General features: G+C 44.9%; 15 protein-coding genes and 1 pseudogene. 4 read left to right on the top strand and 12 right to left on the bottom strand.

Annotated elements, in window-relative coordinates; translation table 11 throughout:
* Positions 1-58: 58 nt before the first annotated feature.
* Together bcp and L1D44_RS16240 are read right to left on the bottom strand one after the other, a co-directional pair.
* Positions 59-394 (bottom strand): annotated as a pseudogene (bcp, locus tag L1D44_RS16245) (thioredoxin-dependent thiol peroxidase); the annotation flags it as partial.
* Between the two features lie 18 nt (positions 395-412).
* Positions 413-949, bottom strand: coding sequence for an ACT domain-containing protein (locus L1D44_RS16240; RefSeq protein WP_239892301.1), 537 nt, complete (start codon positions 947-949; stop codon positions 413-415).
* Between the two features lie 241 nt (positions 950-1,190).
* On the opposite strand from L1D44_RS16240, the gene dapA reads away from it, so the two are divergent.
* From dapA to L1D44_RS16220, 4 genes are all read left to right on the top strand, one after another.
* Entirely contained in the window at positions 1,191-2,075 is an 885-nt protein-coding gene (gene dapA, locus L1D44_RS16235; RefSeq protein ID WP_239892299.1) for a 4-hydroxy-tetrahydrodipicolinate synthase, read from the top strand.
* 3 nt (positions 2,076-2,078) lie between these two features.
* Entirely contained in the window at positions 2,079-3,176 is a 1,098-nt protein-coding gene (gene bamC, locus L1D44_RS16230) for an outer membrane protein assembly factor BamC (RefSeq protein WP_239892297.1), read from the top strand.
* 331 nt (positions 3,177-3,507) lie between these two features.
* On the top strand, positions 3,508-4,590 hold the full coding sequence (locus L1D44_RS16225; protein ID WP_239892295.1) for an efflux RND transporter periplasmic adaptor subunit: 1,083 nt from the start codon (positions 3,508-3,510) through the stop codon (positions 4,588-4,590).
* Positions 4,587-7,682: an efflux RND transporter permease subunit gene (locus tag L1D44_RS16220; protein ID WP_239892293.1), complete on the top strand. Its 3,096-nt coding sequence runs from the start codon at positions 4,587-4,589 to the stop codon at positions 7,680-7,682. Before L1D44_RS16225 ends, L1D44_RS16220 begins: the two co-directional genes overlap by 4 nt.
* Before the next feature lie 103 nt (positions 7,683-7,785).
* Here the strand turns inward: L1D44_RS16220 and L1D44_RS16215 are convergent, their stop codons facing one another.
* The 10 genes from L1D44_RS16215 to crr form a co-directional block, all read right to left on the bottom strand.
* Entirely contained in the window at positions 7,786-8,031 is a 246-nt protein-coding gene (locus tag L1D44_RS16215) for a DUF2897 family protein (protein ID WP_239892292.1), read from the bottom strand.
* A 13-nt stretch (positions 8,032-8,044) separates the two neighbouring features.
* Complete coding sequence (gene kdsB / locus L1D44_RS16210; protein ID WP_220769696.1) at positions 8,045-8,782, bottom strand: 3-deoxy-manno-octulosonate cytidylyltransferase; 738 nt, start codon at positions 8,780-8,782, stop codon at positions 8,045-8,047.
* Positions 8,783-8,850: 68 nt separating this feature from the next.
* Positions 8,851-9,921 (bottom strand): 3-deoxy-alpha-D-manno-octulosonate 8-oxidase KdnB, encoded by a 1,071-nt coding sequence (gene kdnB, locus L1D44_RS16205; RefSeq protein ID WP_239892291.1) that lies wholly within the window; start codon positions 9,919-9,921, stop codon positions 8,851-8,853.
* An 80-nt stretch (positions 9,922-10,001) separates the two neighbouring features.
* Entirely contained in the window at positions 10,002-11,186 is a 1,185-nt protein-coding gene (kdnA, locus tag L1D44_RS16200; RefSeq protein ID WP_239892290.1) for an 8-amino-3,8-dideoxy-alpha-D-manno-octulosonate transaminase KdnA, read from the bottom strand.
* Between the two features lie 205 nt (positions 11,187-11,391).
* Positions 11,392-12,003, bottom strand: a complete 612-nt coding sequence (gene can / locus L1D44_RS16195; protein WP_239892289.1) for a carbonate dehydratase — start codon at positions 12,001-12,003, stop codon at positions 11,392-11,394.
* Positions 12,004-12,263: 260 nt separating this feature from the next.
* Positions 12,264-13,106, bottom strand: coding sequence for an alpha/beta hydrolase (locus tag L1D44_RS16190; protein ID WP_239892331.1), 843 nt, complete (start codon positions 13,104-13,106; stop codon positions 12,264-12,266).
* A 50-nt stretch (positions 13,107-13,156) separates the two neighbouring features.
* Positions 13,157-13,840: a M15 family metallopeptidase gene (locus L1D44_RS16185; RefSeq protein WP_239892288.1), complete on the bottom strand. Its 684-nt coding sequence runs from the start codon at positions 13,838-13,840 to the stop codon at positions 13,157-13,159.
* Positions 13,831-14,976, bottom strand: coding sequence for a succinyl-diaminopimelate desuccinylase (gene dapE / locus L1D44_RS16180; protein WP_239892287.1), 1,146 nt, complete (start codon positions 14,974-14,976; stop codon positions 13,831-13,833). Before dapE ends, L1D44_RS16185 begins: the two co-directional genes overlap by 10 nt.
* On the bottom strand, positions 14,973-15,353 hold the full coding sequence (locus L1D44_RS16175) for an ArsC family reductase (RefSeq protein WP_239892286.1): 381 nt from the start codon (positions 15,351-15,353) through the stop codon (positions 14,973-14,975). The genes dapE and L1D44_RS16175 overlap by 4 nt, the downstream gene beginning before the upstream one ends.
* A 135-nt stretch (positions 15,354-15,488) precedes the next feature.
* Complete coding sequence (gene crr, locus L1D44_RS16170; protein WP_239892285.1) at positions 15,489-15,998, bottom strand: PTS glucose transporter subunit IIA; 510 nt, start codon at positions 15,996-15,998, stop codon at positions 15,489-15,491.
* Positions 15,999-16,016 lie beyond the last annotated feature (18 nt).

Raw genomic sequence — 16,016 nt, 5'->3', positions numbered from 1 at the left:
AGGGTAGATTGTCATAAAAAATTTTCAAGGTTTTTTGTCATAGAAAATTTCTAGGGGTGAACTTCTTTTCTCCCCATACGCCAAATGCATCGGCTATTGCATGGTCTTCATCGCTCAATAGAGAGAAGTTAAGTCCTTGCTTGTCAGAAAACTTGGCAAGCTTTGCAACGGGATCCGGGCTTAACCCTAGCACAGTTACTGATAGCTCATTGAGCTCAGCCTTGCTGTCTCTAAGACCACAGGCTTGCACTGTACAACCAGGCGTTGAAGCCTTTGGATAAAAGTAAACCAGTACAGGACCTGTTTTCAACGCCTCGGCAAGGCTAATGCTTTCGTCTCTTTGATTTTGTAGGGTAAAAAGTGGCGCATTATCGCCAACGGTTAAGGTATTCATATTCTTATCCTTAAAGGTTTAGCTTTCGACACCTTGCATACGTTCAATCGTACACTCGAGTGTTAACTCTTCTGCTAATTCATTTAAGCCAACTTCTAACTTATCTAAGTCGACTTTCTCGGGCACATTGATCGTTAAGCTAATGTTTTGTGTTGGCTTACCGGTAGCGTCTTCTTCTGCATGGGACTTCACTGCAGCGAGATCTAATGATCTGTCAGCCAAAAACTGAGTGATCTTTTTCATTGTACCGCGCTGATCGTGACCGCTAAAGTTTACCTCTAAACGGGAGATGTAATTTTGCGGTGTGTGCTTTGACGTGCGTTTCATAACCGTCAACAGCTCTAGCTCGACACTTAAGCTCGGTAGCGTCGACTCCATTTTAGTGATAGATGGCCATGATCCCGAAAGCATCATAATTAAGGTAAATTCATTACCAAAAAGTGCCATGCGACTATCAACGATATCGCAGTCACACTCACTAGCGAGTCGTGCAAACTTACTAACAATACCTGGACGGTCGGCCCCCATTGCAGTAACGACCAAGTGATTGGACATTTAATACCCCATTTTCTTATTAGTTAGACTTAAAAAAAAGCGTCAAATAAATAACGTTTTTTCGTGCGGTGGCTAATGCTATCACAACTTAATCAGAATGCGACCCTTGTCATTGTGATCCTGTAACATATTTAATATGTTTCAACTTGATGATGAATATGCTTAAGTCTTGCGTTGTAGTGCTTGTTTTTAGTGGATTGCATCAGTACCATAGCCTGTCCTGAACCCTTGGGGAATATACATGATATACGGAAGCATCGTTGCCTTAGTCACACCAATGAACAGTGACGGCACAGTTGATTATAAAAGTCTTGAAAGTTTAGTTGAGTACCATATCGCCCAAGGTACAGATGCCATCGTAGCGGTAGGCACAACCGGTGAGTCAGCCACATTGCCAGCGAAAGAGCATATTGCTGTTGTTGAGCAGACGGTGAAGTTTGCCGCAGGTCGAATTCCTATTATTGGCGGAAATGGCGCCAATGCAACCGCCGAAGCGATAGAGCTGACCAAAGGCCTCTCTCATGTGGGCGTGGCAGCTATGTTAGGCGTAACTCCTTATTACAATAAGCCGACGCCAAAGGGACTTATTGCTCATTATACTGCAGTTGCCGCGAGCACTGATGTTCCGCAAATTCTTTACAACGTGCCGGGAAGAACTGCGGTTGATATGCGCCCTGAAACCGTTGCAGAGCTTGCTGGAATTAGCAACATTATCGGTGTTAAAGAGGCTACGGGAGACCTTTCTCGCGTAAAACAATTACGTCAATTATGTGGCGATGATTTTCTTCTTTATAGTGGCGATGATGCGACTGCAAGAGAGTTTCTCTCATTGGGAGGCAATGGCGTCATCTCTGTTGCGAATAATATCGTACCTAAGCAGTTTAAAGCTATGTGTGATGCGGCTTTGGCTGGAGATATTCCTGCTGCACTTACCGCCGAAGAGTCGATTAAAGAGTTGTTTAGCGTACTGTTCTGCGAAGCCAATCCGATCCCAGTAAAATGGGCTGCACATCGTATGGGGCTCATTAGTAATGGAACAATTCGTTTACCTTTGACTGAACTTTCTACCGAGTTTCATGGTCTGTTGCTAGAAGCGATGAAAAATGCCCGAATAGAGGTTAAATAATAAATGCTAAAGCAAATATCACCACTGATTTTAGTTGCAGCCGTTACTGCATGTAGCACGCCGATTGACAGAAGGCAGGCTAACGATACGGATCAGAACTATCAAGATCTCACTGTTGAACCACAATTAATTATTCCTGAAGGCTTAAATAAGCCTACATACAGCAAGGAGTACGATATTCCTGCTGTGGGTAGTAAAGTAGATCAAAGCTTAGTGGGTAAAAAGTTAGATATTCGCCCGCCACTACAGGTATTGCCAATGGCAGAAGGTACCCGAGTAGAAGAGGGCAGTGACAATATCAAGATCGTCGTTGAATCGATTGATAACGACATCGATCTTAAGCAAGAGCTTTTCGAGGTACTAAAAGAGTATTTCGCCAGCAAATCGATTTCGTTACGCAGTGAAGATTTTGAAAAAGGCACATTAGAGACTGATTGGATCGAGAGTGACCAAGTGATCGAATCAAGCTTCTGGGGCAGTGACAAGGTCTATAAGCTCAAGCAACGTTACATGTACCATGTTGACGTTCGCCCCCATGGTCGTAGCGGTAATTTAACTATCGACCTTATTGAACATGAAGAGAGCTATGATGGCGATCTACAGGACATTCTACTCAGTGGTGAAGACAAGCGTCGCTATACCATAGATAGATTAAATGACTCGATTAGTTATATCAGTATTGAACGCGCTAAGGCACTTAAGGCTAAACGTCTTAAGCAAAGCTTAGGTATTGATGTTGACCTGATCACAGCCGCTGAAGAGCAGGCGTATTGGTTAGCCGACGCTGAGTTTAAACGTACTTGGGATCGTCTGCGTATCGTATTACCTGAGATGGGCTTTGAGATTGTCGATATGGATAGCAACAAAGGCCTGCTTTACATTAACGTTTCTGATGATTCAGGCTTCTGGAGCTCTCTATGGGGTGATAAAGAGCTACCAATCGAGGCGGGCTCTTACCGTATTGAACTAAAAGATGGTATTGATGATAAAACTGAAATCCACCTATTGAATGCGAAAAATGAGCCTCTCTCCAATGAGGTTGTTACCGCAGTCTATGATGGTTTCTCTGAGTTAATGGAAGAGGACCGTAAGGTACGTTAATTCGCCATCACCTTAAAAAGGAGCCTTAGGCTCCTTTTTTGTTATCTATGCATTGAAGATGTATCAGCTGTCGCTATTTTGTCTCCGTTTCCCTCCTGCTAGCTAAAGGTCCTTTCTGCTGCTTAGCAAGGTTTAGCCCAGCATTTATCCTTATATCCTGGTTAATTTACCGTTATTGACTCAAGATTGTTTGAATTCTCATTATTTATGTTGTTAGCTGACGAGTGTGACGCAAGTGTGTTATTTGTAAGAAAAAGTAAAACGTATTGAAGCCAATTTGTCTCAAGGTAAACTAGACAAAAATTGGATACATTCGTCTGTCAGGGCACTCATGAAAAAAATAATAATAATCCTCGCATTAATTGGCGCCGCTGGTGCTTATTTCTATCTACAACAATCTCCGAGCGAAAAAGTTAAAAGAGCCCGGCCAACACCTAATGTGGTGGTGACTAAGGCATCGATGCAAGCTATTCGTGATGAGGTAGAAGCGCTCGGCACCAGTAAGGCTAATGAGTCGATTACGGTGACCCCCAAGGTGACCGATGTGGTGACAAAGGTTAATTTCAGTGACGGTGATTTAGTTAGCAAGGGGCGCTTACTGGTACAGCTTCAAGATAGTGAGCAAGGTGCCCGTGTTACAGTGGCGAAAGTAAAAGTGAATGATCATCAGCGAGAGCTAGAACGTATTCGCACTTTGGTGACGAGCCAAACCATCGCAGAGCTTGAACGAGATAGGCTGCAAACACTTATCGATACGGCAAAAGCTGAACTTGCTCAGGCTCAGTCGGCATTGAGTGACAGACGTATTGTCGCGCCTTTTTCTGGCTCACTTGGCCTGCGTCAGGTGAGTGTTGGTGCGCTGGTCTCTCCTGGTGATGCGATTACGACGTTAGATGATATCTCGGTGATCAAACTCGATTTTTCTGTGCCGGAACGCTTTTTACAAGCATTGGCACTGGGTAAAACTGTTGAAGCGACAGCGGTCGCCTTCGATGGTGAGGTGTTTGAAGGTAAAGTCGTTTCTATCGATAGCCGTATAAACCCGACAACTCGTGCGGTGATTGTCAGAGCGGAAATCCCCAACCCCAATCAGCGCTTATTACCCGGGATGTTGATGAAAGTGAAGTTGATAAAGACGAGCAGAGAAGCGCTGATCTTACCTGAGTCCGCCATCATCCCCATACAAGATAGACACTATGTGTATTTGGTAAATGAAGAGGGCGTGATAGCCCAAAAGCAGGTCTCTCTTGGCCTACGTAAGCGAGGTTGGGTCGAGATCTTAGATGGCGTAGAACTCGGTGAGCAAGTGGTGATCCGCGGCTTATTAAAAGTGCGTCCTGGCGATAAAGTGAAGGTGACATTTAGTGAGCGCTTTAGCTTTCTTGAGCAAGCGAGTGTGGAGCCAGTAGCATGATCTTGACTGATATTTCGGTTAAGCGACCCGTTTTCGCTTCAGTCATCAGTATTCTGCTGATCATCTTTGGCCTAGTTGCATTTGAGAAACTGCCATTGCGAGAGTACCCCAATATCGATCCTCCCGTGGTGTCGATACAAACTAACTACCGTGGCGCCAGTGCTGCTGTGGTGGAGAGCCGTATTACGCAGCTTGTTGAAGACAGGATCAGCGGCGTTGAGGGCATTAAGCATATTAGTTCATCGAGCAGTGATGGTCGCTCTAATGTGACTCTGGAGTTTGATGTTGGTCGTGACATCGAGGCTGCAGCAAATGATGTGAGAGACAGAGTCTCTGGACTGTTAAACAACTTACCTGAGGAAGCCGATCCACCTGAGGTGCAAAAAGCCAATGGTGGCGATGAAGTGATCATGTGGTTGAACCTTGTTTCAGATCAGATGACAACTCTCCAGCTGACCGACTATGCACGCCGTTATTTAATCGATCGTTTTTCTGTGATTGATGGTGTGGCCAATATGCGTTTAGGTGGTGGTAAAGTTTATGCCATGCGAGTGTGGATAGACAGACAAGCTCTAGCTGCGAGAAACTTAACGGTTGCCGATGTCGAAGCGGCGCTTCGTTCTGAAAACGTTGAACTACCCGCCGGGAGTGTCGAGTCGAAGGAGCGTCACTTTACCGTACGTCTGGAGCGCAGTTTTAAAACATCTGATGATTTTGCTAGCTTAGTATTAGCTGAAGGTGATGATGGCTACTTAGTTAAGCTGGGTGATGTTGCTAGAGTTGAAATCGGCTCCGAAGAGGAGCGTATTACCTTTAGAGGTAACCGTGAGGCCATGATTGGTTTAGGGGTCTCCAAGCAGTCAACGGCTAATACATTAGATGTTGCAAGAGCCGCAAACAAGCTAGTTGACCAGATTAACCCGACTCTTCCTGCTGGAATGGAGATAAAACGCTCTTACGACAGCTCTGTGTTTATTGAGGCCTCGGTTAAAGAGGTCTATCAAACTTTGTTTATTGCGATGTTTTTAGTCATCGTAGTGATCTACCTGTTTCTGGGTAGTGTACGTGCCATGCTAATTCCAGCCCTTACAGTGCCCGTTTCTTTGATGGCTACATTTATCGTATTGTTTGCCTTAGGTTATACCATTAACTTACTGACATTATTAGCGATGATCTTAGCTATTGGCATGGTCGTCGATGATGCCATTGTGGTACTTGAAAATATTCATAGGCGAATAGAGGAGGGGGATTCGCCGTTAAAAGCGGCGTTTTTGGGAGCACGTGAGGTGGCCTTTGCCGTAGTGGCGACCACCTTAGTGCTAGTCGCGGTATTTATGCCAATAACCTTCCTTGAAGGGGATTTGGGTAAGCTGTTTAAAGAGTTCGCGGTTGCCATGAGTGCTGCGGTGATATTCTCAAGTATTGTAGCTTTGACCTTAAGCCCTATGATGTGCTCAAAGGTACTTAAGCCTTCAGGACAAGACCCTTGGTTAGTGCGTAAGATTGATGCGGGAATGGATAGCTTGTCAAACCATTATCGCTCGATTCTCGCTAAGGCTATGGGTCATCCATTTTTAGTCACTTCCTTAATTCTCGTTGCATTGGTGAGTAGCGCATTTCTGGCTAAAGAGGTGCCTAAGGAGTTTGCACCGAGAGAAGATAGAGGCTCGATGTTCTTGATCGTTAACGGCCCTCAGGGGGCGAGTTTTGAATATATTGAGTCCTATATGGATGAGATTGAAAATCGCTTGATGCCACTGGTAGAGGCTGGTGAAATTAAGCGGCTACTTATTCGAGCTCCTCGTGGGTTTGGTCGTAGCGCAAACTTCTCGAATGGTATGGCGATTATCGTCTTGGAAGATTGGGCGGTTCGACGTAGCGCTTTCGAGATTATCGGTGATATTCGCGGCCGGCTATCTGACTTAGCGGGAGTGCGCGCCTTTCCTGTGATGCGTCAGGCCTTTGGGCGAGGGGTTGGTAAGCCTGTGCAGTTTGTCCTTGGTGGACCAAGTTATGAAGAGCTTGCTAGGTGGCGTGACATTATTATTGAAAAAGCGAAAGAAAATCCAAATCTAGTGGGGTTAGATCATGATTATAATGAGACTAAACCACAACTTAGAGTGGTGATTGATAAAGATAGAGCCGCTGCATTAGGTGTATCCATTTCTCATATCGGCCGTACGCTTGAATCAATGTTGGGATCTCGCTTAGTCACTACCTTCATGAGAGATGGTGAAGAGTATGATGTGATCATTGAAGGTAACCGAGATAATCAAAATACCGCCAACGATCTGGAAAATATCTACGTTCGCTCCGATAGGAGCAAAGAGCTTATCCCTCTCTCCAACCTTATCTCTATAGAGGAGTTTGCCGACGCCAGTCAGTTAAATCGCTATAATCGTATGCGGGCGATTACCATTGAGGCCAACTTGGCCGATGGCTATAGCTTAGGAGAAGCGTTAGATTATCTCAATGATTTGACTCATGCGTATCTGCCTACCGAGGCAATTGTCAGCTATAAGGGCCAATCACTGGATTATCAAGACTCCGGAAATTCGATGTACTTTGTGTTCATCTTAGCCTTAGGTATTGTATTTTTAGTGCTTGCGGCGCAGTTTGAAAGCTACATTCATCCGCTGGTGATCATGTTGACGGTTCCCTTGGCTACACTTGGTGCCTTAATTGGCTTATGGCTAACGGATCAGAGCCTCAATATTTACAGTCAGATAGGCATTATCATGCTGGTGGGCTTGGCTGCAAAGAATGGTATTTTAATTGTCGAATTTGCCAATCAGCTAAGAGACAAAGGATTTGAATTTCAGCAAGCGATCATTCAGGCATCAAGCCAACGGCTTAGACCCATCTTGATGACGGGAATTACCACAGCTGCGGGAGCTGTACCACTCGTACTCGCCGAGGGAGCGGGGGCGGAAACCCGCTTCGTTATCGGTGTGGTTGTGCTTTCCGGCATCACGTTAGCGACATTTTTTACCCTGTTTGTTATTCCAGTCGCTTATTCTTTATTAGCTAAAAATACTAGCTCTCCAGAGGCGATAGCTAAGCAGCTTGAGAAGGAGTTATCCCAATCGTGAGGCTCGCTCTCTAGTTAGAGCTTGAGTTACGTAAAGAAAAAGGCGCGAAAAGCGCCTTTTTTGTGAGTTTTAATTGAAGTGGCTAATAACGATTGCCTACCATCTATGATTTGTCAGCCTTGTCACTCTGGCCTTGGTCATTAGCGGCTTTATCCTTGCTTGGTGTGGGATCACTGCTTTGAACACTTTCTTGCTGTTCAGACCCGTCTTTTTTAGCAAGTTTTTTGTCGTGATGATTTTTGCCAAATTGGGTCATCTTGTGTTTAGCACTGTACTTTAAGACCGCAAGGTTACTGGCGATCACTCCGAGCACCAGTAAAATCAATAAACCCACTTCAAGATCTGACATCACTTAACCTCAATTAGTCAACGGCAAGTCTAGCTTCACAAATGCGGATATCTTCTGGTGTATCCACTTCTGGTGAATCGAAGGCGCTGATGGCCACTTTGATTTTGTAGCCATACTCGAGTGCGCGTAACTGTTCAAGTTTCTCAAGATCTTCTAGGCGGCCAAGTGGTAGCTTTGCGAATGTCTGAATAAATTTACGTGTATATGCGTAAATACCTAGATGCTTGTATACTGGGTAATCGCTGTTGTCACGACCGAAGGGAATCGTTGCACGAGAAAAATATAGGGCATTAAAATTATTATCGAATACCATTTTCACATGGTTAGGATCATTAATCTGAGCTTCGTCTTTAATCTCAACACCTAATGTTGCCATATCAAATTCACCTGGGTGACGCTCACACAGGCTAACAAGTTGCTCAATAGAGATAGGGTCAATAAGTGGTTGATCGCCTTGCAAGTTAATAACAAGATCATCATCAGCAAGACCTAGCTGAGTAATTGCATCATCGATACGGTCCGTACCCGATGCGGCATCTGCACCTGTCATAACAACTTTGCCACCAAAACCTTCTACGGCGTTCTTAATGCGCTCATCATCGGTGGCGACATAGATGTCTTTAAGCCCTTTTGCTAAAGCAGCGCGCTCGTAGACATGCTGGATCATTGGCTTGCCGTTAATAGGCGCCAATGGCTTGCCAGGGAAACGGCTAGAGCCGTAACGAGCAGGGATTAATAAGGTTACATTCATTCAATTTACCTACTTAAAAAAGTATCATGGGCTTCTGTTTGAAGCCCATTCTATGCTTACGCTAGAGTTTAGATACGACGGAATAGCTTAGTCAGCATTTCGTCGGTGACTTTTTCTTCCCAGCCTTCACCGTAAACATTGTCCCAAAGGGGGCCCATGCTCTTGGTAACGGCAACCATCTTAGCGATAGTTTCGTCAGGAAGATCCTTACAGATGTTCTTCGGCAGAACGATGTTGTGTTTATCCATCATCTTACGGAATTCGGCAACACCCTCTGGGTAGAACTCTTCAAGTACATCAAATGCTAGGCAATTACCGATCCCATGATGGTAGCCCAGTACATAGCCTAGACCATAAGATACGGCATGACACGCGCCAACTTGGCTATAGGCGATACTCATACCGCCCATATAAGATGCCATCATCAGTTTATCATCTTTCTCTTCATGATCGTCTAGGAAGACTTCACGGCAAAGATCCATCGATTTTTCGGCAAATGCTTTAGCAAATTCGTTTAAATATGTGCCTTCTAGTGATTCAACACAGTGGATATAACAATCCATGCCGGTATAGAACCACTGATCTGTTGGCACGCCAGCGATAAGCTCAGAGTCCATAATGATCTGATCAAACACTGTGTAATCAGAGTTTAAGCCTAGTTTACGTACTGGTCCGCAAAGTACCGCAGTACGTGATGCTTCTGCGCCTGTTCCCGATACCGTTGGAATACCAATATGATGAATGGCTGGATTTTTAATCAGATCCCAACCTTGGTATTCGGCACTTCCACCGGGGTTTGTTAGCATCAGAGATACCGCTTTTGCCAAGTCTAGGGTTGAACCTCCACCTAGACCAACAACACTGACAGGTAATTTGCTATTAAAAGCTTGAACTTGCTCGGTTAGAGCATCAACTTGTTTTGTCGTGGGTTCGTCGTCCACATTGACATAAATGAGTAAGTCTTGCGCTTTGGCAGGAACACGATTAGCTAATGGTTTTGATTGATGCGCATCATCAACTAAAAACACTACAAAATCATCTTCTACTTGGCGCTCATCTGCTAACACTTGATCGAGCTGAACAAATGAACCGCGACCAAAAATCATTTTTGGTACACATTTGAAATTCTTAAAACTCATTCCGACATTCTCCGTTGGGCCATTAATTTAAAATGTGCCATCGCGCCGATATCCCCGGCGCGACGGATACTCGTTGTTGCTTAAGCGAAAGCGCGCTTAATGTTTTCAATACGCTGCTTAATTTCTTCCTCAGTCCATGACAGCTTGATAAGCATTGAGATAGTACGACTCATAATTGCATCAGACTTAGGCACTGACACGTTAGTATAATCGGGTCTGTCTTCAATAAGTGTTATCGGGAGCGCAGAAGGAGACTTAAGCTCCTGGATATGCTTCCAATTTGATAAATAGTGCCAGTTATTGATGTACCAGTAGAAACAACCATCGACACCGTTTTCGGCTAGCTTCTTATTGATTTCGATTGTGCGTGCTTCAGTAGGCATAAAGAAGGTTAGGAAACCTGCTGAATCACCTTCGACATCGGGGATCTCTCGGAAAGAAACTTCTGGGATCTCAGCCATCGCATCTTTAATTAGCTTTTTGTTGGTTCGCTGGATGTCGATGATTTTATCTAGCTTACGTAGCTGTGCTAGACCCATAGCCGAGTTCATCTCAGAGATCCGGAAGTTCAGTCCCATAATTGGGTGGCCTTCAGCGCCGCGGTCACTACCAACGTGATCGTGACCATGATCTGAAAACATATGGGCATGATTGTAGATGGTTTCATTGTTGGTGATAACAGCACCACCTTCACCGCAGGTGATGGTTTTCACCGAGTCAAAAGAGTAGCAGCCGACATCACCAATGGTGCCTAGTGCCTGGCCGCGGTAACTGCCACCAATAGCTTGGCAGGCGTCTTCGAGTAGCACTAAGTTGTGCTTAGCACAGATGGCTTTAATCTCTTCCATTTTAGCCATCGAACCACACATATGAACTAAGTTAACAGCCTTAGTCTTTGGGGTAATCGCGGCTTCTATACCTTCTGGAGAAAGACAAAGTGTTTCATCGATTTCTGCAAAAACTGGGACTGCGCCAGCCATGAATACGGCTTCAACCGAAGCAACAAAGGTGAAAGGCGGCACGATAACTTCGTCACCGGCACCAATTCCTGCTGCAGCCATTGCAGTTTGTAAGGCAGCCGTACCACTAGAGACTAAATGCGCATGCTTGGCATTCATCTTTTCGCATAGCAGGGCTTCCATTTCACGGGTTTTCCAGCGGTCGTTGCGCATATGATCAAAGTTATAACGGAAGGTAAAGCCATTTTCCATTACATCCGCGACTTCTTGTTTCTCTTCAGGACCAAATAATTCAAAACCAGGCATGGATATTTCCTTAGTGTTCACTGCGCCAAATTACGCTAAAAATAAATAGCCGATTATAACTGTGAAGGGGAGGTAACTGCGAGAATTCTTACTATTTTTCTCATATTTAGTAAAAATTAAGTAACGATTGCTGTAAAAAAGGGCTATCTCAGTATGTTGTCTGAGCTAGCCCTTAATCTGGTAATGAAAAATTGTTGTGTATTAGCTATTTTTCGTTAGCCGTTTCATTATTAACGGTAACATCTAAATCTGAGAGTAAGCCGTTTTCAACACTGTAGATCCAGCCGTGAACTGCTACATCCTGACCTCTTGCCCAAGCTTCTTGCACAATCGTGGTACTGGTTACATTGGCAACTTGTTCCATAACGTTCAGTTCACACAGACGATCGAAGCGTTCAGACTCATCCATACCATCAAGATCGGCGCTATGTAAGCGGTACACATCACGGATATGGCCTAGCCAATTGTCGATAAGGCCTAATCTGTCGGTGCCCATCGAGGCTTTAATGCCGCCACAACCATAGTGGCCAACAACCATGATGTGCTTTACTTTGAGCACTTCGACTGCGTACTGCAGTACTGATAAGCAGTTTAAGTCGGTATGAATAACCATATTGGCGATATTACGGTGGACAAATACTTCACCTGGCATCAAGTCAATGATTTGATTTGAAGGAACTCGACTATCGGAGCAGCCTATCCATAAATACTCAGGCGTTTGCTGTTTGGCGAGTTGCTCGAAGAATTTAGGATCTTCTTCTAAGATCCGACCTGCCCAGCGACGATTATTTTCAAAAAGCGGTTTTAGTAGTTTCATTTGGGCCTTATATTTGCTCAGTTAAGATTAACTTGAATGCAGGCTAAGTTTATCACTGTAACCTAACCTAGCTGGTCTATTCAGTACTATAGAATAGCAATCTTAAATAATTGTTAATATTGTTGCTTTTGTGTGTGCGTTGCAATTGCCTTGGTGTTAGGTGTTGCAAATATCTTGAGATTACGTGGTGCTTAGGCAGGTTTGAAATGTGTAAATAAAACCTAACCTAAGCATCCAGTGAAAGCCTTGTATAGCCGCGGTTATACTTGGAAATTAGCCGATAAAAAACTACTAAGTCTTTGATTAATAAAATCCGGTTGCTCTAAGGTCGAAATGTGGCCGCAATCGGGAATATGTACGAATTCGCTACCATCGATGGCATCATGCATTAAATAGCCTTCTAATACGGTGCGCGCTTTATCTTCGACTCCTGTCATGATTAAGCAAGGCAGGGTAAGCAGGTGGGCGTCATCCATGGTATCACGGCGTCCGAAAATCATTCTGCCTATCTGGTACAGGTTATCGAGATTACTGCTGTCGAAATGTTTTAGCTTTTGTTTGAAAATCTCGACTAATTCGGTTTTGGGATGATTAGCAAAGAAGAGTGGAGTAATCGTGTCGATGATTTTGTCTGAAATCGTTTGCTCATTATTAATGAGTTCGAGCATGGCATAATATTTATCGCGAGTGATCTCAGGCTCATAACCGATAAAACTGCCCAACATAATCAAACTTTGCACACGAGTAGGTGCTTTGAGCGCAAGTTCTGCTCCCCACATGGCACCAACAGATAAGCCAATCACAGAGAACTTGTCGATTTGAAGATGATCCATAAGCGATAGCATATGGGCAGCGATATCTCTAAGGTTACGACAATTGCTAGGTAAGGCTCCTGATAAGCCGTGTCCCCAGAGATCTGGGACGATACAGCGATAGTGCTGACTAAGGTGAGCAATCTGAGGCGCCCACATATCACTATCCCACAGGTAACTGTGACCAAGCAGTAAAACGGGGCCTTGGCCAATATCGAGGAAGCTTAGCTCGCTCCCTTCAATTGTCAGTTGTTGTCTGTTTTGGGCGTACGGGGTGGTTGTTTCTGTCATGTTCACAGTGTGATCTCAAATAAGTGTGAATAATTTAAATTTAAAAGGGTTCACTGCCAGTTGGGGATAGGAGCGACTCTTATTACGTATTCGTTAATGAGAGATTCCAACTGGGCCAATATTGTCTCTTTCTCTAGGATCTCTGAAGACTGCAGCACTGATTTTACCGATTGCAAATCATAAGCTTCAAGATAGCCAGCTGAAATGGGAAAATAGCTTAAGTGCCAAGGCTCAGGGCTTACACCACTTAGCAGCGGCTGATAAGGACGGTAAAATCCGTAATCTTGTGCGTGAATGCTCAACCATTGGTCTAATTCAAAACAGGGACCGTTAGCTTGATATTCGGATGGGATTAGGCGGAGATCTTCACGGTTTATTCGGTTGCCATCAAAAATATCGATATCCGTCCCCCAATGATGGCGGGACATACCTGGAATGGCAGACCAAACAAGGATAAGGTTGACCAATTCATTTGAAGATAGTCCTTCTCTCGATACTGGCTGGGATTCTCTGTTTAACAAGACTCGTTTGCCGCTTGCCTTAGCATTCCAGATGGACAGTTGTTTCTCGAAATCACGATAGGCAGAGCAGATCTGAAGATCAATACCATCGCTAACCGCTGCGCGCTGCATTGTTAAAAATGCAGCGGCAGTATTCGTTTCCAAAAGGTGCCCTAAGCAATCGACAAAGCCCTGTTTGTCGAGGCCGTATAGATAGGACTGAGTTACTTGCACAGTAGATTTTCCAAGATAGCTTCGTAGCAGTCGGTGAGCTGCTCAAGATCGGATACCTTAACGCACTCGTTCACTTTATGTATGGTGGCATTGACTGGGCCGAGCTCGATAACTTGTGCACCGGTTGGGGCTATAAAGCGTCCATCGGAGGTTCCCCCCGAGGTTTGAGGATCGGTATCGGACCCCGTCACCTTTTTAATTGCGGCTTTTGTCGCCTCCAATAGAGGCCCATCACCTGTTAAGAAAGGTAAACCATTAAAGACCCAGTCGATATCATAATCTAAGCCATGGGCATTTAGGATATTGAGCACTCGCTCAATCAAAATCTCGGCGGTAACTTCCGTGGAGTAGCGGAAGTTAAACATCACTTCAAGCGCACCGGGAATAACATTCGATGCCCCAGTGCCGCCGTTAATATTGGCTATTTGAAAGCTGGTCGGTGGAAAGAACTCATTGCCATTGTCCCACTTCATACGGGCTAGCTCATCCAGTGCCGGTGCGGCCTTATGGATAGGGTTGTCGGCTAGGTGAGGGTAGGCGACATGTCCCTGGATCCCCTTTACCGTTAAGTTGCCAGTGAGGCTACCACGGCGACCGTTTTTCACAATATCACCAAGCTTATGGGTCGAAGATGGCTCACCGACTAAGGACCAAGTAATTTTTTCGTTACGCGCCTCTAAGGTATCGATGACCCGAGTGGTGCCATTGATAAACGGCCCCTCTTCGTCACTGGTAATTAGAAATGCAATCGAGCCTTGATGATTTGGGTGCTTTCTCACGAAGCGCTCGGTGGCGACAACCATGGCTGCCAATGAACCTTTCATATCGGCAGCGCCACGGCCATGAAGATAGTCGTCAATAACGACAGGATCAAAAGGCGGTGTGTGCCAGCGGTTTAAATCCCCAACAGGAACCACATCGGTATGGCCCGCAAAGCAAAAGACCGGAGACTGCGTTCCTCGCCGAGCCCACATATTAGTTGTATCTTCAAACACCATTGACTCTATGTCGAAGCCGACCCGTTGCAGCCGTTCGGCCATCAATGGCTGACACCCTTCGTCTAAGGGGGTTACAGACGGGCGAGAAATTAGATCTTTGGCGAGTTCTAGTACTGCGGACTCGTCATGCTGGCTCATAGATTGAACCACACACGGTAATCGGCCTCTTTAAATCCAACCAATACCTGATTATTTGCGACTAAAACAGGACGCTTGATCAAGGTCGGATATAGAGTCATGAGCGCGATGGCCTTTTTCTCATTAAGATCACTTTTCTCTGTTTCGGTAAGATTTCTAAAGCTAGTGCTACGCTTATTAAATAGCGTTTCCCAACCAATAGTTGCTACCCATTTTTCAACCTGCTCAGTGTTAAGGCCGTCCTCACGAAAATCATGAAAAGCCACTTCGATTTGATTGGCTTCTAGCCATTTACGTGCCTTACGTACGGTATCGCAGTTCTTAATTCCGAAAAGTCTCAAAGGGTACTCCAATCTGTTTTTATAAATTTTTTGCATTGTGGCATTGCTTTTGAATCGGCTCAAGAGTGAACTGATGTGATAAAGCCTTAGTTGAGTGTTATTCAAGGCATATCGTTGCTGGACTATAAGCTATCAGCAGAGCCAATTTTCAGTAACGCAGATTTTCATGCGCTACAGCATGACTGAAAAGATAACATCTTTGCCTGCTTCGATGTGACCTTGTTTCTTGTCTAAACCTTGTATGTCTTCCATATTGGCAATGAGTACCGGTGTTAGCAAGCTATCGGCGTGCTCGGTTAAGTAGTCGAGATCAAACTCTAATATAGGATCCCCGACTTTAACTTCTTGACCCTCTTCGGCTAGGCGCTTAAAGCCATTACCTCTGAGTTCAACAGTGCCTATGCCAAAATGGACAAAAATCTCAAGCCCTTGATTAGACTCGATACTAAATGCATGGTTCGTTTCGAATATTTTCCCTATAGTACCGTCAATAGGCGCAAGGACCAGTCGGCCTTTGGGCTCGACTGCTAATCCGTCACCCACTATTTTCTCTGAAAAAACGGCATCGGGTACTTTTTCTACGGCAACAATTTTACCGGAAACGGGGGCATAAACATTCACAACACCTGCGATGTCAGCTTGACCAGAGATCAGGCGTCGAATACGGCTTAAAAATCCCATTTATATTTGCCTCTTGCT

Source organism: Shewanella sp. Isolate13 (assembly GCF_022398325.1).
Taxonomy (GTDB): domain Bacteria; phylum Pseudomonadota; class Gammaproteobacteria; order Enterobacterales; family Shewanellaceae; genus Shewanella.
Note: the sequence above shows the minus strand (reverse complement) of the source record. Positions and strands in the feature narration are given on the sequence as shown.

Coding starts and splice junctions, on each gene's coding strand:
- L1D44_RS16190 (WP_239892331.1), bottom strand. CDS start 13,106: ATGACAGAAACAACCACCCCGTACGCCCAAAACAGACAACAACTGACA.
- L1D44_RS16220 (WP_239892293.1), top strand. CDS start 4,587: ATGATCTTGACTGATATTTCGGTTAAGCGACCCGTTTTCGCTTCAGTC.
- kdsB (WP_220769696.1), bottom strand. CDS start 8,782: ATGAATGTAACCTTATTAATCCCTGCTCGTTACGGCTCTAGCCGTTTC.
- L1D44_RS16215 (WP_239892292.1), bottom strand. CDS start 8,031: ATGTCAGATCTTGAAGTGGGTTTATTGATTTTACTGGTGCTCGGAGTG.
- crr (WP_239892285.1), bottom strand. CDS start 15,998: ATGGGATTTTTAAGCCGTATTCGACGCCTGATCTCTGGTCAAGCTGAC.
- can (WP_239892289.1), bottom strand. CDS start 12,003: ATGAAACTACTAAAACCGCTTTTTGAAAATAATCGTCGCTGGGCAGGT.
- L1D44_RS16225 (WP_239892295.1), top strand. CDS start 3,508: ATGAAAAAAATAATAATAATCCTCGCATTAATTGGCGCCGCTGGTGCT.
- dapE (WP_239892287.1), bottom strand. CDS start 14,976: ATGAGCCAGCATGACGAGTCCGCAGTACTAGAACTCGCCAAAGATCTA.
- L1D44_RS16240 (WP_239892301.1), bottom strand. CDS start 949: ATGTCCAATCACTTGGTCGTTACTGCAATGGGGGCCGACCGTCCAGGT.
- L1D44_RS16175 (WP_239892286.1), bottom strand. CDS start 15,353: ATGCAAAAAATTTATAAAAACAGATTGGAGTACCCTTTGAGACTTTTC.
- bamC (WP_239892297.1), top strand. CDS start 2,079: ATGCTAAAGCAAATATCACCACTGATTTTAGTTGCAGCCGTTACTGCA.
- dapA (WP_239892299.1), top strand. CDS start 1,191: ATGATATACGGAAGCATCGTTGCCTTAGTCACACCAATGAACAGTGAC.
- kdnA (WP_239892290.1), bottom strand. CDS start 11,186: ATGCCTGGTTTTGAATTATTTGGTCCTGAAGAGAAACAAGAAGTCGCG.
- kdnB (WP_239892291.1), bottom strand. CDS start 9,921: ATGAGTTTTAAGAATTTCAAATGTGTACCAAAAATGATTTTTGGTCGC.